General features: G+C 64.3%; 16 protein-coding genes and 2 pseudogenes. 7 read left to right on the forward strand and 11 right to left on the reverse strand.

Features of this window, described 5'->3' with window-relative positions; translation table 11 throughout:
* Positions 1–77 precede the first annotated feature (77 nt).
* Positions 78–557, reverse strand: a pseudogene (locus tag WJ542_RS31500) (amino acid transporter); the annotation flags it as partial.
* A gap of 266 nt (positions 558–823) precedes the next feature.
* Between WJ542_RS31500 and WJ542_RS31505 the strand changes: the two are divergent.
* The 4 genes from WJ542_RS31505 (at position 824) to WJ542_RS31520 (ending at position 4,844) form a co-directional block, all read left to right on the forward strand.
* Positions 824–1,753 carry a dipeptidase gene (locus WJ542_RS31505; protein ID WP_411193439.1) on the forward strand — a complete coding sequence of 310 codons (930 nt, stop codon included), beginning with the start codon at positions 824–826 and terminating at the stop codon, positions 1,751–1,753.
* Between the two features lie 228 nt (positions 1,754–1,981).
* Positions 1,982–2,332 carry a hypothetical protein gene (locus WJ542_RS31510; RefSeq protein WP_411193440.1) on the forward strand — a complete coding sequence of 117 codons (351 nt, stop codon included), beginning with the start codon at positions 1,982–1,984 and terminating at the stop codon, positions 2,330–2,332.
* A gap of 200 nt (positions 2,333–2,532) precedes the next feature.
* Positions 2,533–3,798, forward strand: a complete 1,266-nt coding sequence (gene hpnI, locus WJ542_RS31515) for a bacteriohopanetetrol glucosamine biosynthesis glycosyltransferase HpnI (RefSeq protein WP_411193441.1) — start codon at positions 2,533–2,535, stop codon at positions 3,796–3,798.
* Positions 3,799–3,848: 50 nt separating this feature from the next.
* Positions 3,849–4,844, forward strand: a complete 996-nt coding sequence (locus WJ542_RS31520; protein ID WP_411193442.1) for a lysylphosphatidylglycerol synthase domain-containing protein — start codon at positions 3,849–3,851, stop codon at positions 4,842–4,844.
* Positions 4,845–4,875: 31 nt separating this feature from the next.
* On the opposite strand, the gene WJ542_RS31525 is transcribed toward WJ542_RS31520, so the two are convergent.
* The gene (locus WJ542_RS31525; RefSeq protein WP_411193443.1) at positions 4,876–5,820 is read right to left on the reverse strand and encodes a cupin domain-containing protein; all 945 of its coding nucleotides are present in this window, start codon (positions 5,818–5,820) and stop codon (positions 4,876–4,878) included.
* Positions 5,821–6,017: 197 nt separating this feature from the next.
* Between WJ542_RS31525 and WJ542_RS31530 the strand changes: the two genes are divergently transcribed.
* Positions 6,018–6,953: a LysR family transcriptional regulator gene (locus WJ542_RS31530; protein WP_411193444.1), complete on the forward strand. Its 936-nt coding sequence runs from the start codon at positions 6,018–6,020 to the stop codon at positions 6,951–6,953.
* A 54-nt stretch (positions 6,954–7,007) separates the two neighbouring features.
* Here the strand turns inward: WJ542_RS31530 and WJ542_RS31535 are convergent, their stop codons facing one another.
* The 8 genes from WJ542_RS31535 to WJ542_RS31570 form a co-directional block, all read right to left on the reverse strand.
* Positions 7,008–8,414 carry an efflux transporter outer membrane subunit gene (locus tag WJ542_RS31535; RefSeq protein ID WP_411193445.1) on the reverse strand — a complete coding sequence of 469 codons (1,407 nt, stop codon included), beginning with the start codon at positions 8,412–8,414 and terminating at the stop codon, positions 7,008–7,010.
* Positions 8,415–8,417: 3 nt separating this feature from the next.
* Complete coding sequence (locus tag WJ542_RS31540; protein WP_411193446.1) at positions 8,418–11,597, reverse strand: efflux RND transporter permease subunit; 3,180 nt, start codon at positions 11,595–11,597, stop codon at positions 8,418–8,420.
* A gap of 3 nt (positions 11,598–11,600) precedes the next feature.
* A complete protein-coding gene (locus WJ542_RS31545; protein WP_411193447.1) occupies positions 11,601–12,725 on the reverse strand; it encodes an efflux RND transporter periplasmic adaptor subunit in 1,125 nt (374 codons plus the stop codon).
* Between the two features lie 252 nt (positions 12,726–12,977).
* The gene (locus tag WJ542_RS31550) at positions 12,978–13,553 is read right to left on the reverse strand and encodes a lipid-binding SYLF domain-containing protein (RefSeq protein WP_411193448.1); all 576 of its coding nucleotides are present in this window, start codon (positions 13,551–13,553) and stop codon (positions 12,978–12,980) included.
* 313 nt (positions 13,554–13,866) lie between these two features.
* Complete coding sequence (locus tag WJ542_RS31555; protein ID WP_411193449.1) at positions 13,867–15,045, reverse strand: porin; 1,179 nt, start codon at positions 15,043–15,045, stop codon at positions 13,867–13,869.
* Between the two features lie 538 nt (positions 15,046–15,583).
* The gene (locus tag WJ542_RS31560) at positions 15,584–16,024 is read right to left on the reverse strand and encodes a lytic transglycosylase domain-containing protein (RefSeq protein ID WP_411193588.1); all 441 of its coding nucleotides are present in this window, start codon (positions 16,022–16,024) and stop codon (positions 15,584–15,586) included.
* 92 nt (positions 16,025–16,116) lie between these two features.
* Positions 16,117–16,470 carry a hypothetical protein gene (locus tag WJ542_RS31565; RefSeq protein WP_411193450.1) on the reverse strand — a complete coding sequence of 118 codons (354 nt, stop codon included), beginning with the start codon at positions 16,468–16,470 and terminating at the stop codon, positions 16,117–16,119.
* Positions 16,471–16,474: 4 nt separating this feature from the next.
* On the reverse strand, positions 16,475–16,852 hold the full coding sequence (locus WJ542_RS31570) for a hypothetical protein (RefSeq protein ID WP_411193451.1): 378 nt from the start codon (positions 16,850–16,852) through the stop codon (positions 16,475–16,477).
* A gap of 460 nt (positions 16,853–17,312) precedes the next feature.
* On the opposite strand from WJ542_RS31570, the pseudogene WJ542_RS31575 reads away from it, so the two are divergent.
* Positions 17,313–17,803 (forward strand): annotated as a pseudogene (locus WJ542_RS31575) (aldo/keto reductase).
* A gap of 66 nt (positions 17,804–17,869) precedes the next feature.
* Here the strand turns inward: WJ542_RS31575 and WJ542_RS31580 are convergent.
* Positions 17,870–19,921 (reverse strand): putative bifunctional diguanylate cyclase/phosphodiesterase, encoded by a 2,052-nt coding sequence (locus WJ542_RS31580; protein ID WP_411193589.1) that lies wholly within the window; start codon positions 19,919–19,921, stop codon positions 17,870–17,872.
* 262 nt (positions 19,922–20,183) lie between these two features.
* Between WJ542_RS31580 and WJ542_RS31585 the strand changes: the two genes are divergently transcribed.
* Positions 20,184–21,356: an alpha/beta hydrolase family protein gene (locus tag WJ542_RS31585; protein ID WP_411193452.1), complete on the forward strand. Its 1,173-nt coding sequence runs from the start codon at positions 20,184–20,186 to the stop codon at positions 21,354–21,356.
* Positions 21,357–21,409: the final 53 nt, after the last annotated feature.

Here is a 21,409-nt window from a genome sequence, read left to right on the forward strand (position 1 = left end):
GCGACAGGGGGCTTGAGGCGAGAGACCTCCTGCAGATTTCCCGAGCGGCCGCCCCTACGGTCGCCGCCCCCGCGCGCTCAGCCCACGCTCATCGGCAACAGTACCATCTGCTTGCCCTGCAGATGCAGACGTGTCTGGATTTCAACAGGCGTTTGATTATGCAGCCAGGCCGTGAGGAAATTGACGCGCCGGAAGATCAGCTTGCTCGCGAAGCACACGCTGTTCGGATACTCGTCCATGGTCTTCCCGGCGATCTGCATGAACTCCAGCACCAGATGCGTGCCGAACGCGATACGGTAATCGGCGGCCATGCCGTGACGGCGACAGTGCGCGATGTAGAACTCGAGCGACGACATCATGGTTTGCTTGAGCCGCTCCAGTTGCTCGGCGCCCTCGTAGCTCTGCGCATCGACTTCGCCCACCGCAATGAAGATCACGTTCCTGAAGTGATTGGGGAAGAGCCGGTTCACCCACAGCAGCGCATGCATGCTCGCGCCGCGATGCTTGCCCACCAGCAGGATCGCCGTGGGCTGCGAGGGATCGGGCGGCGCACCTGCAATCAGCCGCCACATCTTGTTCAGGGCAGGCATGGTCTCCTCCGGCAGGGTCGCACTGCAACTGGCTGTTCGGATCGGTCTGCGCGCTTTCGTGCGTTGCGGGCGGGATCCTCCGCGCTTGAAGGACGGCGATTGCAACCGTCAATCTAGACGGCTTCGACAAAACGCGCCAGCAGGCATAGCCCGAAGGACACCTGACAAATTGAAAGATGAAAGGAGATCGTGCCGGTGGGCTCGAATTGCGGGCACAATTCCAACGGCGCGCAATGGTGCGCCACACCGGCCAGCGACGGATTTCCGCCACCTCAAGCGAACGACGCAGATCATGCCGCTTCAGACCTCTCCAGCACCGCTGCATCGTCACCGATACGGTCGTCACGCGCGTTTCGCTCGATCACAAGCGCTTCGAAGCCTGGCGGGACCCGAATCCGGGCGAACTCTATGCCCTGAGCCAGGAGGAATTCGCCCGTGCGAAGCGGCTGGTCGAACGCGAGCAACTGCAGGTCATAACGAGCGCGGCCGTGCTTTCGGCGTCGGTGTCCGGTTCGACCGGGCCGCACGTCATCATCGCCTCCGAGGGCGCCGATTTTCTGGAAGGCCAGATCGATCGCGTGGATGAGGCCTGGACACTGCATCAATTGCGCCACCTGCAACTCACGCACTATCGCGTCAACGAGCTCGGCGACATCCAGACCGAAGCGCCCGTGCACGGCGGCCTCACCGGCTTCGGCGCCGACGTCGTGCGGCGCTGCAACCGGCTCGGCATCGTCGTCGACGTCGCGCACGGCACCTACGACCTCGTGAAACGCGCCGCCGCCGTGACGACGAAGCCGCTCGTGCTGTCCCATACCGCGCTCTCGCTGCACCCGCGCGAACGTAGCCGCCTGATCAGCCCCGATCATGCGCGCGCCGTGGCCGAAACGGGCGGCGTGATCGGCGTATGGCCGAGCGCGGGCTCGTTTCGCGACATCCCCGGCATGGCCGACGGCTTCCGGCGCATGGCCGACATCGTTGGCGTCGAGCATGTCGGCCTCGGCACCGATATGTTTGGCTTCATCTCGCCACCGGTCTTCCGCAGCTACGAGCAATTACCCGAGCTCGGCAACGCACTGCTCGCCGCCGGATTCCAGGCGCCCGAGGTCGACCTCCTGCTGGGCGGCAATTACCGGCGCGTGTTCGCCGCGTCGCTCGCCTGACGCACCTCTCCTCCTGCGCGCCCGCCGCGTACGTCGCATTCGCCTGCTTCAGCATTTCTTAATCTTCGATCGCTACCATGGTCCGGCGATCGTGTTCAACGCTTTCCGTGCTGCCCTCGTCCACGGAATGATTGAAGGCAGAACGCAGGCAAATCGAAAGATAGACCAACGCCACGCAGTCCTGAGCGAATCGCGATTCAGCCGCAGCGCACCGGAGCCGACCTCATCATGAAGCCGACGATCATCGAGCAATGCCGTGCGTATCTGTATCTCGCCGGGCTTGCGGCAATCTTGATCCAGGCTGTCGTTTTCATTGCTATTTTCGTGTTCCGTGTGCCGCAAGAGGTCTTCGCCACGCCGGCATTCCGCATCGGCGTCGTCCTCGCGATCGCGGGCATCACGTGGGGGCTTCGGCATCTCGCCCGCGAGGCGTTTCGCAACGCGCTCGCCAGCCGCCACGCCCACCTCGTCGGCTGGGAGCGCCGCACCGTGGCCCTTTCGGCGCAGTGCCCACGGCGGCGCCTCGTGCTGCTGCACGTCCGGCTGAACCCTCGCACCTTCGATCCGGCGCTACCCTGAGCACCGCCCCGCGTCCGCGGCGTAATGAACCGTGACATAAAAGCCCGTTTAAAGTCACACCGCCGTCAACACTGGCCCCCTATACTGCTGGTTGCGTCACGCGACCGGGGGACACCGCGCATGAACTGGCTGCATTTGCAGGCTTGCTGTTACGGCAATAGAGGATTCGCACGTCGCGCCGCGCGCGCAAACAACACGTAATGGACGTCCCGCGTTCCCTGCGAACCCGAGGGCATGCAGGTGTTGCCGCGCTTGCGTTGCTGTTCGCGGCGTTCGCGCTCGCCGCGGCGGCGCCGCAGACCCTGCTGCATGTCGCGTTTACCCTGTCATCGTTCCTCGCCATCGTCTGCGGGGCAGCCGCCGCGCTAGGCATCATTTACTGCTGTGTCGCGGCCGTGTTCGTGCGCCGCTTCTTCGCGCAGCCCTGCAACGAGCCCACCAGCTACCCCGCCGTCACGATCGTCAAGCCGCTGCACGGCGACGAATGGCATCTCGAGCACAACCTCGCCAGTTTCTTCGAGCAGGACTATCCGGGCCCGGTGCATTACCTGTTCGGCGTTCACGACGCGAACGACGCGGCGCTGCAGACCGTTGAGGCGCTGCGCGCGCGCTATCCGCACGCGCACGTCAGCGTCGTCGCCGATTCGCGGCTCTACGGCCCCAACCGCAAGATCGCCAACCTCGTCAACATGCTGTGCCATGCCGAGCACGACATGCTCTGCTTCGCGGACAGCGACGTGAGCGTCGAACGCGACTATCTGCGCCGTATCGTGGGCGCGCTCCAGCAGCCGGGCGTCGGACTCGTCACCTGCGTCTATCGCGGCCTGTGCGCGCCGGGCTTCTGGCCCCGCGCCGCCGCCGCCTCGACGAACTACCATTTCCTGCCGGGAGTCCTGACGGGGCTCGCCATCGGCCGCGCCCGCCCCTGCTTTGGCCAGACGATTGCGATGACGCGCGCAACGCTCGACGGCATCGGCGGCCTCGCGCAATTCGCCCACCACCTCGCCGAAGACCACGCGGTGGGCGCCGCGGTACGCCGCACCGGCGCGCGCGTAGCCGTGCCGCCGTTCACCGTGCGGCACGCGTCGGTGGAAACCACCTTCGCCGCGCTCTTCACGCACGAGTTGCGCTGGAGCCGCACGATTCGCGCCGCCGACCGCAGCGGCCACCTGGGCTCGGTATTGATGCATCCGTTCGCGCTCGCGCTCGCCGCCGTGGTCGCCTGCGGCGGCGCGCCGGCCGCGTGGGTGCTCGCACTCGCCGCCCTCGCTGCCCGCGCGGGCCTCAAATGGCAGACCGACCGCGCCATCGGCGAACCCTGCCGCGGATTGTGGCTGCTGCCACTATGGGATATCGTGCAGTTCATGATTTACGTCGCCAGCTTCGGCTCGTCGCGCGTGGTCTGGCGCGGCTTCAGCTTCAGTGTCGATGGCGACGGCCGCCTGTCCCCGCTCCACGACGATTGAATGACGACCGGACGGCGTTTGAACGGTACATAAGGGGTGGTGGCTCATCAATGAAACATCTCGGACGCGCGGCGGCCCTCGTCGGCCTCGCTATCGCGATCTGGCTCGTCCTGCACGACCATCCCGCTGCGATCTTCCGCCTGCTGCAGGCTGCCGGGGCGGGACTCTTGCTGGCCGCGGCCGTGCACATCCTGCCGATGCTCGTCAACGCGTGGGACTGGCGCACGCTGATCCGTCCCGCCGAACGCCCCACGCTCGCAGCGATGCTGCGGCTCGTATGGCTGCGCGAATCGATCAATGGCCTGTTGCCCGTGGCGCGCGTGGGCGGCGAAATCGTGTCGTTCCGGCAACTCACGCGCATGGGGGTGCGGCCCGCCACGGCGGCGGCGAGCCTCGTCGGCGACATGCAGCTCACGCTCATCAGCCAGTTGCTCTACGCTCTTGCGGCGGCCGGCTATCTGCTCGAACAGACCTCTTCGGATACCGCGCGCGTCGTCGGCCACCTCGCCTGGGGCATCGCGGCGCTGGCCCCCGTGCTGCTCCTGTTCGCGGTCGTCCAGCACGCGCGCCCCTTTGAGCGCGCCGCCCAGGCGCTCAATCACGTAACGAGCGGCAAAGTCTACGAGCTCGTCGGCAAATCGGCGCGCATCGACCAGGCGATCAAGCTGATCTGGCGGCAACCCGCCGTTGTCGTGCGCTATCTCTTCGTCTGGCAGACACTGCAATGCGCGGGCTTCGCGCTCGAGATATGGGTCGCGCTGCACGTGCTGGGCGCGGACGCCACCTTCGTCGAAGCCTTCGTCATCGAGGCGCTGATCCAGCTCGTCAGCAGTGCTGCCTTTCTCGTGCCCGCCGGCCTCGGCGTGCAGGAAGGAGGCTTCGTGCTGATCGGGGGGCTGCTCGGCTTCGATGCGCCCACCTGTCTCGCGCTGGCCGGCGCCCGGCGCGTTCGCGACCTGCTGTTCTACGTGCCCGGCCTCGTCGCCTGGCAGTTCGCCGAGGCCCGCCCGGGTGTCGCCGCGCGACGCGAACGTCAAGCGCAGTGACAGGCCGCGTCGGCCCGTCGCCGGCCGCCCTTTAATGCGCGAAGCGGATGTCGAGTGCACGCAGATAAGTCTGCAATCCCGCGTCCTGCAGCGGAATCACATGGGCGACCTCGCCTGACTCGTTGAAGTGGGCATGCCAGTAACCGGGCGGCGTGACGAATGCCATCCCCGGTGTCCAGTCCACCCGTTGCGGGTTCACGATATTGCCCTCGGCATCCAGTTCCGTACCCACGAGCGTATAGACGCCCGGCTTGCAATCGGGAATGAAGTCGAGCGCGATCGACTGATGGCGATGCGGCTTCTGCGTGGTACCGGCTGCGATCATGCCGAACATGGCCCACATCGTGTGGGTCACGGTACGCGTCTGCGGAAAGTGCGTATTGCCGAGCAGGATGCTCACGCGGTTGCGCCGCGCAGCACCGGGGGCGCGCGCCACCTCGTCGAGCTCGGCCCGCGCCCGCGCGGCGGGATAAAGTGTCGGCTCGAAGCGCGCACGACCGAAGCCAGCGCCCAGATACGCGAGCAACGGCGCGTCGTTGACGTAATAGAGGCGTGTGGTCGAAGCGGCGGCAATCCGCGCCTCGGCGCCGCCGGGCAGCGCAAAGAAGTCGCCCGTGCCAAACTCGAATACCGTCTCCTTCTGCGTGACGACACCGGAACCTTCCATCACATAGCACACCTGAGAAGTCGCCTCCGGATTCAGGCGCACCGACTCGCCAGCCAGAATACGCACGAAATGCGCGAGCAGCCCCGGACCGGTAGCCGGCCAGGCACAACCAAGCTCTGCCGAAAGATCGAGCGGCACGACACGCGTGGGCCCGCTGTCGTATAGCGCGCTGGAAAACGTGTGGTACGGCACCCGCGAAATCAGCTTCGCGCCAATCGGATTGGCGGACGATGTGTATTCGAAGTACTGAGCGTCGCGCGTGACGGCCTCGTCGTCGAATGCGAGTACGGCGTGCGTGTTCGGATTCATGACAGCATTCCTCGAAGATTGGGGAGTACGCGCCGTGCGATCGTTGCACGGCGTCGCTGGATGCCACTATAGGTTTGAGCCGCGTGGGCCAGAACGGCCCGTCGCCGAAATCAGCTTTGCAGAAATGGGATAACCGGCGCGCAGGGCATTGCACCCGCTCCCGTACAATCGACCGATATTCCCAGGGAGCGTTGCCCATGGACTACTTCTCCGCCGTCCGCGCCTTTCTGTACGCGGCCGAACTTGGCAGCTTCAGTCAGGCTGCGGAGCGAACCGGCGTCAAAACTTCCACCGTCTCGCGCCACATCAGCGAGCTCGAACGCGATCTTGGCATCGCCCTCTTCAACCGCTCCACGCGGGGCCTCGTGCTCACGGAAGGCGGCCGGGTGTTTCGCGAACACGCGCAGGGGGTCGTGCGCAGTCTCGACGAAGCGCGCGAAGCCGCGGCCTCGCTGAACCGCTCGCCGCGCGGGCTCCTGCGCGTAACGATGCCGGGGGCGTTCGGACGGCGCCACATCGTGCGCCACCTGTCCGACTTCATGGACCGCTACCCGAAAATCGATGTCGACTGCGTGATCACCGAAAGCGTGCTCAATGTGATCGATGCCGGCATCGATCTCGCAATCCGCATTGGAGTGCTGCCCGATTCGCAGTTGATGGCGCGCCAGCTCGCACCGCATCGGCGTATCGTCTGCGCGAGCCCCGGCTATGTGACGCAGCATGGCTCGCCGCGCGTACCCGCCGACCTCGCCCATCACACGGCGCTGCGCTTCGCACTCGCGCCCGACGACCGCTGGTTCCTCGTCAACCGCTCGCGAGCGAAAGCAGCGCGGGCGGACCAGGAAGTCATCGTGCAACTTCAAGGCCGCCTGCGTGTGGACGACACCGACGCACTGCTCGAGCTTGCCGTCGCCGGGCGCGGACTTGCTCTGCTGCCCACGTGGGCAACCGGCGCCGCAATCCGCGAAGGCCGCCTGATGCGCGTGCTGCCCGACTGGGAGGCACGGCCCACGCGTGCCGAACCTGCCATCTGGGCGGTCTATCCGCCGAAGAAGACGGTGTCGTCGAAGGTGCGTGCGTTCATCGACTTCTATACCGCGCTGTACCGCCGAGAAGGCTATTGGGAGAGCTAAACAGGCTCTCGCTTTATTTGCCCCTAACCAGCAGGCGTAATCCACCCGCTGGCGTCAGTGCGGTGGCGGTGTCCATCCGTAGCCGAGCGCCTTGTACAGGCTTACCGTCTGTGCGAACACCTGGTCCTGCAGGGTGGATTGCTGGATCTGCGCCGAAAAGAGGCTGCGTTCCGCGTCGAGCACTTCCAGATAGCTTGTGTACCCGCCTTCATAAAGATCGCGGGCCAGCGACGCATATTCCGAAAGCGCGGCCACCTGGCGCGTGGTCGCAGCCAATTGCTCGCGTGTCTGCGCGACGGCCACCAGCGCATTTTCGACGTCGGCAAACGCCTGCTGGATCGTCTGCTCGTAATTGAGCAACGCCTCCTGGTGCACCGCTTCGGCCTCGTGCACCGACCCCGCAATCGCTCCACCCTGGAAGATCGGCTGCGAGATAGCGCCCGCGAACGACCACACCCGAGCCGGCCCCGTCCACAACCCCGTGAGCGCTGTGCTCGCGGCACCGAAGAGACCGGTGAGCGAGATCTGCGGGAAGTATTGCGCGCGTGCCGCGCCGATCGACGCATTCGCCGCAACGAGCGCCTGTTCCGCCTGCAGTACGTCGGGCCGCCGCTCGATCAGCGACGAGGGCAATCCCGCCGGAATCGCCGGAGCGCTCAATTCGGCGATCGGCTTGCCACGCGGAATCGGGCCGGGATTCTGGCCAAGCAGCAGCGAAATCGCGTCTTCCTGCTGCGCGATCTGCTGCTGGATTGCGTAGACGGAGGCCTGCGCCGATTCGTACTCCGAACGCACCTGGCTCAGTTGCACCTTCGAAACGACACCGCCGCCGAAGCGCTCTTCGAACAATTCGAGCGAACCCGCTCGGCTCTTGAGCGTCTCCTGCGCAATGAGCAGTTGATTGTCATAGTCGCGCAGTTGGAGATAAGCCGTGGCGACATTCGCGATCAGCGCGATGCGCGTGGCCTGCTGCGCGGCCTGGGTGCCCAGATAGTCCGCGCGTGCGGCCTCGGTGAGGCGCCGCAAACGGCCGAACAGATCGATCTCCCATGAGACGGAACCTTCGAGCTGCGTCTGGTTGCCGACCACGGGCGCGAAGCCGGGAGCAGGCACACCGCGGCTGCGCGACGCGCCAAAGTTCGCGCCGACCTGCGGGAGCAGCCCGGCACGCGCGATGACATAGCGCCCGTAATACTCCTCGACGCGCGCCGCCGCGATGCCTAGGTCCTTGTTCTGCGCGAGCGCCTTCACGATGAGGTCGTCAAGGACCGGGTCGTTGAACTGCCTCCACCAGTTGAGCGAGTTATCGACGACTTCGGCGTTGGGCGCGGCAAACCGGAACGTGGACGGTGTATCGACCGCCGGGCGCTGGTAGTCGGGTCCCACGGCACACGCTGTGAGACAGACGCAACAGCCGCTCAGGACCAGCGACGCGAGGCCTTTGTCAATGACAAGCTTCATCGCTCAATCCTCCTGCGAAGACGGCGTGGCAGGCCGCGCCGCATCGGACGCGGTACGCGGCTTGCCACGCGACGACAGCGTCTCCAGCCCCCAGAAGAACATGGGGATGAAGAAGAGCGCGATCAGCGTCGCACCGAGCATGCCAAAGATCACCCCCGTGCCGAGCGAGCGGCGGCTTGCCGCCGACGCTCCGCTCGCGATGGCGAGCGGCACGCAACCCAGGATGAACGCAATCGAGGTCATGACGATGGGTCGCAGACGCAGCTTTGCGGCAGCCACTGCCGCCTGGTACGGTGTCATACCTTGTTTTTCCCGCATTTCCACTGCGAACTCGAAGATCAGGATCGCGTTCTTGGCCGCCAGCGCGATCAGCACGGTCAGGCCGATCTGGAAGTACACGTCGTCTTCCATGCCGCGTAGCAGTATCCCCACGAGTGCACCGAAGATCGCAAAGGGCACGGCGAGCAGCACACCGACCGGCAGCGACCACTTCTCGTATTGCGCTGCAAGGATCAGGAACACCATCAGCAATCCGAATGCGAACACGAGCGCCGCCGTCGAGCCAGCCGTCTTCTCTTCGTAGGCCTGACCGCTCCATCCGTAGCTGTAGCCTTCGCCCAGCGTCTCACGCGCGATTTCCTCCATCGCCGCGATCGCCTCACCCGAGCTGTGGCCCGGTGCCGCATCGCCCGTGATCTGCGCCGCGGGGAAGTCATTGAAGCGGCTGACGATGTCCGCGCCCGGCACGAAGTGGAACGTCGCGACGGCCTTGATCGGCACCATCTGGCCGGTGGTATTGCGCACGTAGAGCTGCTGGATGTCATCGGGCTGCGTACGGTATTGCGGCTCCGCCTGCACGATCACCTGGAAGAGACGGCTGTCCTTCGGAAACTGGCTCACGTATGACGAACCGAACATCGTTTGCAATGCGGAATAGACTTCCTCCACGGGTACACCCAGCGATCTCGCCCGTTCACGGTCGACGTCCACGCGCAATTGACGCGATCGCATGTTGATCGTCGAATTCACACCGGCGAGGGCGGGATTCTGGCGCGCCTTGGCCACGAACTCGTAGACCTTCTGCTCGAGCTGCTGGAGAGAACCACTACCCGTGCTCTGCAGCCAGAACTGGAAGCCCCCCGTCGTGCCGAGGCCAGGAATGGACGGGGGATTGACCGGCACGACCACGCCATCCTTGAAACCCGAGAACAGCTTGCGTCCAGCGCGGATCAAGTCCGGTGCCGTGCCGTTTTCACCGCGCTCCTTGAAGTCCTTGAGCGCGATGAAGAGCGTGCCCGCGTTCGACTTGTACTGCGAATCGATCAGGCTGTAGCCGGTTGCCGAGGCGACGGATTTCACCGCGGACTGCCTGGCGAACCAGTCCTCGGCCTTCTTCGACAGGTCGCCCGTGCGATCGAGGCTCGCGGCGTCCGGCAGCACGACGGCACCGAACAAATAGCCCTGGTCTTCCACCGGCACGAACGACGTGGGAATGTGCCTGAAGAGTCCACCGGTGGCGAGCACCATCACCAGGATCAGGCCGATGGAGAGCGCCACACGCCGGATCGCGCTCTGCACGCCCCTGCCGTAGCCCGCGGTGAGCCCTTCAAACTTTTCGTTGAACCAGGTGAAGAACCGGTTCTTCTTGTGCTCGCCCGGTTTGAGCAGAATCGCGGCGAGCGCCGGCGACAGCGTGAGCGCGCAGATACCCGAAAGCACCACCGAAACTGCAATCGTCACGGCGAACTGCTTGTAGAGCTGACCTGTAATGCCCGAAAGGAACGCCACCGGAATGAACACCGCCAGCAGCACGAGCACGATCGCCACCACCGGCCCGCTCACCTCGTCCATTGCGCGCTTGGCAGCTTCCTTCGGCGACAACTTGAACTCCGTCATGTTGCGCTCGACGTTCTCGATCACCACGATCGCGTCGTCCACCACGATGCCGATGGCGAGCACCATGCCGAACAAGGTCAGCATGTTGATCGAAAAGCCAAACGCCATCATGCCGATGAACGCGCCGATGATCGACACGGGTACGGCAAGAATCGACACGAGCGTCGCGCGGAAACTCTGCAGGAAGAGGAACACCACGAGGATCACGAGAATCACCGCATCGCGCAGCGTCTTGACGACCTCGACGATGGACTCGTGCACGAACCCGGTCGTGTCGAGCGCTACTTCGTACTTGAGGCCCGGCGGGAAGCTCTTCTGCAACTGTGCAAGCGTCTCGCGCACCTGTTTGGCCACCTGCAGCGCATTCGCGCCCGGCTGTTGGTAAACCGCGATGAGCGTAGCCGTTTTGCCGTTGTAGCGACCGCGCATCGAATAATCTTTCGCACCTAGCTCGGCGTGGCCGATGTCCTTGATGCGTACCATCGACACATCGTTTGTGCCAGAAGCGGAAGGCGCCGCGGCGCGGACGATGATGTTGTCGAAGTCCGCAGGCTCGGTGAGATGCCCTTGCGTGGTCACAGGGAAGGTCTGCAGAACCGGACCGTCTGTCGGCGACTGCCCGAGCCGCCCCGCCGAGAATTGCTGGTTCTGTTCCTTGATCGCGTTCTGAACGTCGCTCACGGTAATACCTAGCTTCGCCATGCGGTCGGGCTTGAGCCAGATTCGCATTGCATAATCAGCAGAACCGAATATCGATGCCTGATTCGCGCCCGGGATGCGCTTGAGCGCATCGAGCACGTAGACATTCGCGTAGTTCGCCACGTAGGCCTGATCGTAGGTATTATCGGGCGAATAGACGGCAATCACCATCATGAACGCCGACGAGCGCTTCTGCACCGAAACGCCCTGCGAGGTTACCGCTTCGGGCAGCGTGGGCAGCGCGAGATTCACGCGGTTCTGCACGTCCACCTGCGCGAGCGACGGGTCGGTGCCGATCTTGAAGTACACAGTCAACGTCATGTTGCCCGTCGACGAGCTGGACGAATTCATGTACATCATGTTGTCGGCGCCGTTCACCTGCTGCTCGATCGGCGCGGCCACGTTCTGCGCAACGATATCGGCGCTGGCGCCGGGATAACTTGCAGTCACCGTAATCTGCGGCGGCGCAATGTCCGGAAACTGCGCCACCGGCAGATTCACCATGGCAATCAGTCCAGCCACCACGAGGATGATCGAGATCACCGACGCAAAGATCGGCCTGTCGATAAAGAAGTGGGAGAACTTCATCGATCAGCCTCCAACTGCCGGTGCGCCCCGAACCGCGCTTGCCGCGCTCGCAGCAGCAGCGTCCGGGATACTGCCGGGGTTGGCAGCCGGAACCGGCGCCGGCACCAGATGGGGCTTGACGGGTACGCCGGGCATGAGTTTCAGCGTATTGTCGAGAACGACGCGATCGCCCTGATGCAATCCCGACTGGATGACCCAGTCGTTGCCGTTCCAGCCGCCGGTGACGATGGCGCGCTGCTGCGCCTTGTCGTCTTTGTCGACGGTCCAGACAAATTCACCGCGAGGCCCCTGCTGCACCGCTTCCTGTGGCACGGCAATGGCATTCGGGCGCTCCGCCCCCACGAGCTTGATCCGTACGAACTGGCCGGGCCGCAGGGCGCCGTCCGTATTCGGCACGCTTGCCCGGATCAGGTAGGTGCCCGTCTCCGAACTCAGCTCGGCGTCGGTGAAGGCGATATGACCGCGCTGCGGATAGACGCTCCCGTCGGCGAGCACGAAAACGGCTTCGAGCTTGCCGCGCTCCGGCAGCTTGAGCGTGCCGTTCCCGGTCTGGGTACGCAGGTCGAGCATCTCGTTTTCCGAGAGCGAGAAGTTGACCCACATGGGATCGAGCTTCGCGACATAAGTGAGCAGGCTGTTACTGGCATCGAGATACGTGCCCTCCTGCTTCTTCGCAAAGCTAGACAGTCCTGTTACGGGCGCCGTGATGGTCGTGTAGCCGAGGTTCAGCCGTGCGCTCGTCACGTTCGCGCGCGCCTGTTCGACGGCAGCCGCCGCGGCCTGTTGCTGGCCGATCGCATCGTCAAGGTCCTTCTGACTCAGCGCGTTCTTCGCGGCGAGCGGACGCACGCGATTCAGGCTGGCCTGCGCCGTGTCGAGCCGCGCCTTCTGCTGTGCGTATTCGGCCTGCGCGGCATCAAACGCAGCCTGGAACGGCTTCTTGTCCATCAGAAACATCACGTCGCCCTGGTGGACCATCGAGCCCTCCTGATAGACACGCTTTTCCAGAAAGCCACTCACGCGCGCGCGAATCTCGACCTGCTGCGAACTCTCGGTCTGGCCGACGTAATCGAAAGTCACCGGGACCTCGCCCGGCATGACCTCCATGACGTCGACCATGGCAGGCATAAGCCTGCTTTCGGGCGGGGCCTCCTTGTGGCAGCCACCGATGCCAAGGAGCAGGCCTAGCGCAACGCCGGCGACTGCCGGGCCTCTGCGTCGAATCGTCATTTCGTTTCGTATCCGTTGGCAGCGCATGATCTGGTTAGAGTCCATTGCAGTTAGCGAAAGCTGTTGATTACATTAAGCATTACGAAATAAATACCAGAGATGCCAACCCGGAAATCGATGTGAGTCGACGCGTGGAGGCGCGCCCCCGTGTCAGCCGTTGAGCCTGCTGATCTTCTGGCCCTGGATGCCAATGCCGGCCATCAAACCCCGCTGACCGAAAACAACTGCATAAATGTCGGAGCGCAGCGTTGTACTCGACATGTCCTTGCCTATACCTTCATCGAGGATGGCGACAGAGGGCCCGGAGCCAACGGACAGACCCTCCGTGCTGTTCAAATAGCGGAGGACCGTCGGTTTCATCAGAAACATCGCTTCAGAGAAGTTCTGCGCCCCGGCTTGAAGTCCATAGGAAAGCGACGTGACGTTGTAGTAACCGAGAACTGTTCCATTTGGCCGGAAAAGTACCCCATTGCCTCCGGAGGCGCCGACAATCAGCCCGCCCTTCAGCACGGCCGGAAAAACAAGGATGGCTGTCGCGTTCTCGGCAAGCTTCTTCGCTTTGGGCGAAGAAGCATAAAGCGAGTTCAACGATGCTCTTGCCTCCGAAACCAGTTGCCCACGCGAACCAGGCGAGGACGACGAAACACTCGGCACGGCATTCGAGCAAACCGCGAACAGCGACAGCAGCGAAATCAGCAATAGACCGCGCAAACGATCTTTATTCATGTTGAACCTCCAATGGTGATTGGACCCCCTGCATGGCGAGGAAGCGAGGTACGCACTCAGCGCCGGCCCCCGATGGACCCCGTCACCCATCCCGCGCGGGCCGATCATACCGTCGCGGCTCGTTCCTTCGCGCCCCGCGTTCTCCACCCGTCGTTCATTTCATTTTCCATTCCGAACGGGTATTCGCAGGAAGCAGCCCGCTTGCAGCGTCTTGTTGCAAGCGGGCCCGAGCAGCGCGAGTCCCGGATCGCAGACAGCAGGGGGCGGCGGCCTCGCCGCCCCCTGCCCGCGCGGACAACCGCCAGGCAGCCGCTTAGAAGCGGTGGCGAATACCCGTGCTCACGACCGCCTGGCTCTTGCTCGCCGAGGGCAGGTCCGTGCCGTTGATTTGCGTGGAGTTCGTACCGGCTGTGTTCGACGCCCCGATCTGGAAAACGCTTTCCGCGTAAAGGTCGGTGCGCTTCGACAGCGAGTAGTCGGCCTGCAAACCGAACTGGTTCCAGTGCGACGAACGGTTGTTCGTGCTGCTGCTTCCCGGTGTGTTGCGCAGAGCCTGCGTGTAGGTGTAGGCGGCACCCACGTAGAAGGCCGGCGTGAAGTCGTAGCGCGCGTTGACTTCGAGGTTGTTGTAACGCACCGACGCGTCAGCGATGTTGTCCTGGAAGCGGCTCTGCGTGAACACCGCGCCGAAGAGCGCGGGACCGAAGGCGTAGCTCGCACCGAGACCCCAGGTACGCTGGTTCTGGATGCCCGGCAGGCTGGCCGAGGTAAACGCCGGCAGGTCCTGGACAGCGCCATTGCCGTTGCCGGAATTCAGGCCCTGAAGTTGCAGGTAGGCCGCGCCCACGCGCAGACCGCCATAGTTGTAGCCCGCACCCACGCTGTAGGCGCGGTTGTCTGCAAACCCGCCCGCATCGTTGGAAAAGCCGTACAGGGCGCTGAACGAGAAGCCGGAGTAGTTGGCGCTTTGGTACTTGACCGAATTGTTGATGCTGAACGTGCTGTTAAGGTTATCGTCGTCACCCGGGTGAGCGAAGTAGGTGCCCCCCCACGAGCCGGTAGCCGACATAGGCGCCACGTAGTCGATCATCGAATCGTACTGGCGACCCAGCGTCAGCGCGCCGTAGTCATTGCTCGAAAAACCGACGAACGCCTGCCGGTTGAAGAGCGAACTCGTCACGGTGCTGCCGTTCATCACATTGAAACCGCTTTCGAGGGTAAAGACGGCCTTCAATCCGCCGCCAAGATCCTCGGCGCCACGCAGGCCCCAGCGGCTCGGCTGAACGTTGCTGCCAGTCAGGCCGATCATGGCCTTGCCGCCCGTCACGTGCCCGTCGGGTTGGATCTGCGAGTTGCCATTGACCTGGTTGCTTACGTAAGTCAGACCTGCGTCAACAAGGCCATACAGTGTCACGCTGCTCTGGGCCTGGGCGCTACCTGCAACCGCGGCGGTGGCGGTGGCGGCAGCAAAAATCAGGGTTTTCTTTTTCATGGTTCGTTCTCGTGCAGAATCTGGCAGCTGAATTTGGATGTACTACAGCGCACGCGGGTTAATCCGATGCCGTTGTAGTGCACTGGATAATCAGATGCTCGCTCTTGCGCGGACGAACTATATCCGGCCCCTTGACGTTAAACCACGCAGCAATCTAAAGCGGATTACGCACCCATTTAACGAGATACGATTTTATGGCAGAGGACATCAAATTTAGGAGTCCATTTACCTGAAAAATGGTTAAATACCCTTAAAAGAGGAGGCGAAATTAGCGACCCAACCGAACTACCATTTTCTTTCACGCGTGCGTGGCGCTGGGACCCGGGGCGGTCATCAAACTAATTACGATCATTGAATATCGTATTACCTACACTGACTACATTCAGCACTGACAGAATTCACAGGCAGCGAACGATAAAATCCTCATTCTCATCAACATTGCCGGTGATATTTTGTAAATTGAGCAACACGCGGCCCGCACCGTTCAGGTGCAGTATGACCAGATTATTTCTGACGTCGCGCAAGACTGCGGTGAGCTTCAGTGCGCTGGCTGCAACAGCCCCCAGGCAACGAGAATCGCCTGAATGCTGCGCGCGTAGGCATCGCGCTCGTGCGGCGATTCCGAGTGGTAGGCGCCGATTGCGCGCCAGGTGTTGCCGTAGCGCACCATTTTCTGCTTGAGCAGCCATGCGGCCACGTAGATGTTCACGCACGGATCGGTCAATGCGCGGCTTGGTATGCCCTGGCGGGCGAGGTCTGAAAAATGGACCGAGTTGATCTGCAACTGCCCCACGTCGATCGAGCCGTTGGCGTTGCGGTTGATAGCCGTCGCATCGCCCTTCGATTCGCGCCACGCCACGGCACGCAGCACGAGTGGATTGACGCCCTGATAGGCGCCGGCCTTCTCGAAGCAATCGTCGGCGGCCGTGGCAGCGCTTGCCGGCGAAGCGCCAAGCACCAACCACGCAGTCCATACCATAGACACGGTGCGCGCGTAGCCTGTCCAACGCCGCGAACGGCGTGTCCTGACGTTATCGGACACCGGCATCGGTCGTCCCTCCGTGGAGCGCGTCATCGCGCCAGAGCGACGTCAAGCTTGCGCTCGACGTCCTGCAAATAGGCGCGCGATTCGTCCGACACCACGAGATGCGGTGAAGGCGCACTGCAATGGCACTCGGGGCGGCGCGACTTCTTCCCGTGCTTCGAGGCGCGATGGGTAGCCGGCGCGGTCTCGTCATCGTCGTCGCTGGTGGGGGGCGGCAGCATGGCGAGCGTCGGCAAGGGTGGATAGACCTTGTCCGTGGCAGCGGGCACGGCAGCAGCGGCAGATTGCGCGGAAGCGGTCGCTGCCGTGCCCGACTGGGCGGCACACACTGTCGACGCGAACGAAACGGCCACCGTGAGGAAAACGAAGGAAAGGCGCATCGCGTCAGCCCCCCGCTTGCTGCGGCTTGATCGACACGCTGTACGTCTGGTTCGCACCGGCCGTCAGGTTTTCAAGCGTCAGTCTGTTCGCCTCCTGCTGCGGCACGCCCTTCCAGATTGCCTGATTGAGGTACGGCAGGTCCTGGCCCAGCGCCGTCACGCGGATCACCGTAGGCTGCTTCTGCGCAGCCGCCAGCGCGCCCGCCTTCGCGAGCACGGCGCTCAGTTGCGGATCGCGTGCGCCCAGCGCGTCGGCAGGAATGTCGAAGTGCATGATCTCGTTCGAGGCCTGCGTTTTGGCCGCCTGCGCCGTATTGGCCTGCTGCAGTTGGGCGCAGCCGGTAACGGCCAGCAGAGCGAGTAAGAACAAGGCCCGTTTCACGTCCAGCCCCTCCAGGATTTCATGGCTATGTGCGCGTTGTCGGCTCGATCCCCGGTCAACTTGATACCCGCCCAGCAAACGTTTGCGAAACAGGAAGACTTCCCTCACGAGGTCGCCTTCGGGAGAAGGCCGCTGTGCGACGTGCCCGCAATCGCGCAGAGAATTGCCTCGCCGATAGGCGGAATGACGGGGCCACGGCGCAAGCCCGGTAACGGTTTACGTCTGATGAATGAGCCACCGCCGCCCCGCGTCCGTCGACGCACGGCGATCTCCATGCGTGGGAACTCCGCAAAGGTCGGCGCAGTTTGCAGGTACGCATGAAAGGCCAACAGGTCTTCACCAGCATCTATCCCATGGTCGACGCCCTGCGATATTGCGGCTGAGCGGTGTCGAGCAGTCACAGACCGTGCGGCATCGATACCGCAGCGCCCTGAAGGTATCGCCACTGTGTCTGGGCGCCATGATGTTCGGCGGCGAAACGGACGAGCCAACCGCCAAACGCATCATCGACAAGGCGTTCGATCAGGGCGTCAACTTCATCGATACGACCGACGTGTATCACGCGGGACGCTCGGAAGAAATCGTCGGCCGTGCCGTGAGCGCACGCCGCCTGCGGATTCGCGCGCGGGCCGCGGCGACCGGCGCATCCATCAGACCGAATGGCGTCCCGAGTCGCTCGTCATCGCGCAAAAGCTGATGGCTCACGCCGCGGCGCGCGGCACCACATCTGTTGCGTTCGCCCTTGCGTGGGTGCTTCACAACAGGCTGATCAGCGCGACCATCGCGGGGCCGCGCACCGAGGCGCAGTGGGACAGCTACGTGGAAGCGCTCGAACTGAAACTCGACGCGGCAGATGAACGATTCGTCGATGCCCTCGTCCCGCCGGGGCACGCCTCGACGCCAGGCTATACGGATCCCGGCTATCCCATCGAAGGGCGCATCACGGCTTGACGGCCTGCCCTGCGTGCCGCGCGGCGCGCAGGGCGTAGCGCGCCTAACGCGGCCGCGGCCGCCTCGTCAACCCGCCGCGGCCTGCTGGAGTCCCGCGACGTCGAGCGAAAGCTGGCCGCTCGCCACGATCTGGCTGAGCGGCGCCGGCCGGCCCAGCAGGAAGCCCTGCACTTCATCGCAACCTTCGCCGGCAAGCAGCGCGAGCTGGTCGCGGGTCTCGATGCCTTCGGCCAGCACCGGAATGCCGAGGCTCTTGCCGAGCGCCAGCACGGCGCGAATGATCGCCGTGGTCTGGCGGTTCGATTCGGTCTCCCGCACGAACGACTGGTCGAGCTTGATCTTGTCGAACGGGAACGAGCGCAGCGTATCGAGCGACGAATAGCCCGTGCCGAAATCGTCCAGCGCCACGCTCACGCCGAGCGATTTGATTTCCTGAAGCACTTTCAGCGAACGCTCGCGGTCGGCGAAGATCGTCGATTCGGTCAGCTCCAGTTCCAGCCGCGCGGGCGCAAGACCGGTCTCGCTCAGCACGTCCTCGACGAGCTTCGGCAGATCCGCATGCGCGAACTGCACCGGCGAGAGATTCACCGCAACCTTGTACGGCGGCGTCCACGACACCGCGCGCGAACACGCCTCGCGCAGCACCCAGGCGCCGATGTTGAGGATCAGGCCGTTCTCCTCGGCGATCGGGATGAATTCCGAGGGCGGTACGAAACCACGGCGCGGATGCTCCCAGCGCAGAAGCGCTTCGTAGCCGCAGATCTCGCCGCTCGAAACCGACGTCTGCACCTGGTAGTGAACGCTGAGTTCGTCGCGTGACAGCGCATCGCGCAGATCGGCGGCCAGCGTGCGGCGCGCCCGCGCAATCTCGTCCATCGCGGGCTCGTAGAAGCACACCGCGTGCGTGAGGTCCGCCTTCGCGCGGTACATCGCGAGGTCGGCATTGTTGATGAGCACCGACTTCGTCGTGGCGTCATCGGGATAAACCGCCACGCCGAGGCTCGCGCCCGAGACGACTTCCCAGTCGTCGTAGCGGATCGTCCGGAACAACGCTGTCTCCAGGCGCTCGAGGAATTCGGCCAGATCGTCGCGCGTGCCGAAGCGCTTGATCGCCGCGAATTCGTCGCCGCCCACGCGCGCCACGAATTCGCCGTCGCCGACAAGACTCGCGAGCCGCCGCGCGAGAATGCGCAGGACTTCATCGCCCGCGTGGTGGCCGCGCAGGTCGTTGATCTCCTTGAAGCGGTTCAGGTCAATGCCGATCAGCGCGATCTTGCCTGGCTCCGTCTGCGCACGCGCGAGTTCCAGGTCGAGCCGTTCGTTGAAGCTCGCGCGGTTGGGCAGGCCGGTGAGCATGTCGCTCATCGCCATCACCCGCAGATGCTCGACGGACTCCGCGCGCACGGAATCGTCGAGCAGGAAGCTCACGAGCCCCGCGCCCGCGATGATGAACGCCATGCCGGCCACTGCGAGCGCCAGCGCGTGAAGCGCTGACGGGTTGGAGAACGAGCCGGGAATCGTCATGGGCACGACCTCGAAAGCGGTCATGCCGGTGAAGTGCAGCGCGGCGATGCCAACCCCGAGCAGCGCCGACACCCCAAGCGCGGAGTCCGGCCCGCGCGCTGCCGCATGCTGCAGCGCCCAGGCGGCAAAGCCGACGGAAAGCACGACCGAGGCGACGAGATACGTCGAGTTCCAGCCGACGGCGCCCTCGACGCGATACGCCAGCATGCCGGTGTAGTGCATGAGCGCCACGGCGAGCCCGAGCACCGCGCCGCCGAGAGCGGGCGCGACTCGCCTCCAGCGGCTCGTGGCGATGGCGAAGCCCGCGAAACTGCCCGCCAGCGCGATGAACAGCGAGTCGATGGTCAGTACCGGATCGAACGCCACGGGCACGCCCGGTTCGAAGCCGAGCATGGCGACGAAATGCGTGCACCAGATCGCGACGGCCGAGGAGATGCTCGCGAGGAAGATCCAGCCGGCGCGCTGCATGCCGGCGGAAACGAACGCGCGCAATGCAAGCCGTGCGGTGACCCACGACCCCGCCCCGCATATCAGCACGGCGATCAGGACGATCCAGGGATTGTGCTTCTCGACGATGCAGCCCAGCACGGTCATCACTGTTGGCTCTCCTTATTGGCCCTGTCATTGCCACCCCGCGGCGGCTGCACGATAGCATGAGCCGCACCGCAACAGGTAGAGCATTCATGCAGTCGCGCCAGCCTGTCCGCGCCCGTGCCGAACACGGGGCGGATTCAATAGAATCGGACACCTGCACAGACCCGGCGCAGACCCGATACCGATCGATAAAATTGAGAGCCACATGAGAAACCGTTCAGACGGCACGACTCACTCAAGCCAGCGTACGCGAAGCAAACCAATGCCCCGCAGCAACGGCCGTTTCGCGCCTGTCGCGGCCCTGCTCGCCGCCTTGTCGGCGATGCTGTTTGCGGCGCTGGGCGGAATACCCGACGCGGCCCGGGCGGACACCCCCGACACCGGCGCGCCCTATCATGTCGGCGAAGCACAGCGCGCATTCACCCCACCTGTCGCGCGCAACTGGCGTGGCGCGAAGACCGAACGGCTCGTCACGACGATCTGGTACCCCGTCGACCTCAGCGTGCCCGAAGCGCCCCGGGGATTCGGCCCGCCGGACAATCCGGTCTTTCGCGGCCACCCGGTCGCGCAGGCGAACGCGCCTTCGAATGCGCAAACGCGTTATCCCCTGATCCTGCTCTCGCACGGTACGGGGGGCACGGCGAGCGACGAAGACTGGCTTGCCGCCGCGCTCGCGGCACACGGCTACATCGTGGTGGGCGTCAACCACCCGGGCAACAACGCGCTCGAGCCGCTCACGCGCGAAGGCTTCCTGCTGTGGTGGGAACGCGCCACCGACGTGAGCGAAATGCTCGACAGCCTGGTTGCCGATCCGGTCTTCGGGCCGCGCATCGACGCGGCAAGAATCGGCGCCCTCGGCTTCTCGCTGGGCGGCTATACGGTGCTGGAACTGGCCGGGGCCCGCACGCATCTCGCGGCGTTCGAGGCCTTCTGCAGTTCGCCCGCGGCCGACGCAATCTGCAGCCCGCCCGAAGCGAAACGGCAAGCGGGCGGCCCAAGCCTGAGCGCGCCGCCCACCTCCGCCATGAAGGAGTCGATGGCGCACGCCGGAGATTCGTATCGCGACCCGCGCGTCAAAGCTGTTTTCGCCATCGCGCCAGCGCTCGGCGAGGCCTTCGACGCCGATTCGTTCGCCACCGTCGACATTCCGGTGGCCCTCGCCGCCGGCGTCAATGACACCACCGCGCCACCCGCCACCAACGTCCAGCGGATTGCGGGCTTCCTGCCGCAAGCAAGCCTGCTGATGCTGCCGGGGGCGTCGCACTACACGTTCATCGACGTGTGCCTGCCCGCTGGGGTGCAACGTCTGCCCTCGATCTGCAAGGACGGTCCGGGTGTCGACCGTGAAGCGGTTCATGAGGCGACCGCCGCCCGCGCACTGACCTTTTTCGATGCCGCGCTCGCGCCGCATCCGGCTAACATGGCCGCGAAGTGAAGCCCCGGCAAAATTCCAATAGCACGATCGTTCTATTTTGTGTACGCTCGCGG

The sequence above is a fragment of the Paraburkholderia yinzeri genome, from assembly GCF_046581065.1.
Classification (GTDB): domain Bacteria; phylum Pseudomonadota; class Gammaproteobacteria; order Burkholderiales; family Burkholderiaceae; genus Paraburkholderia.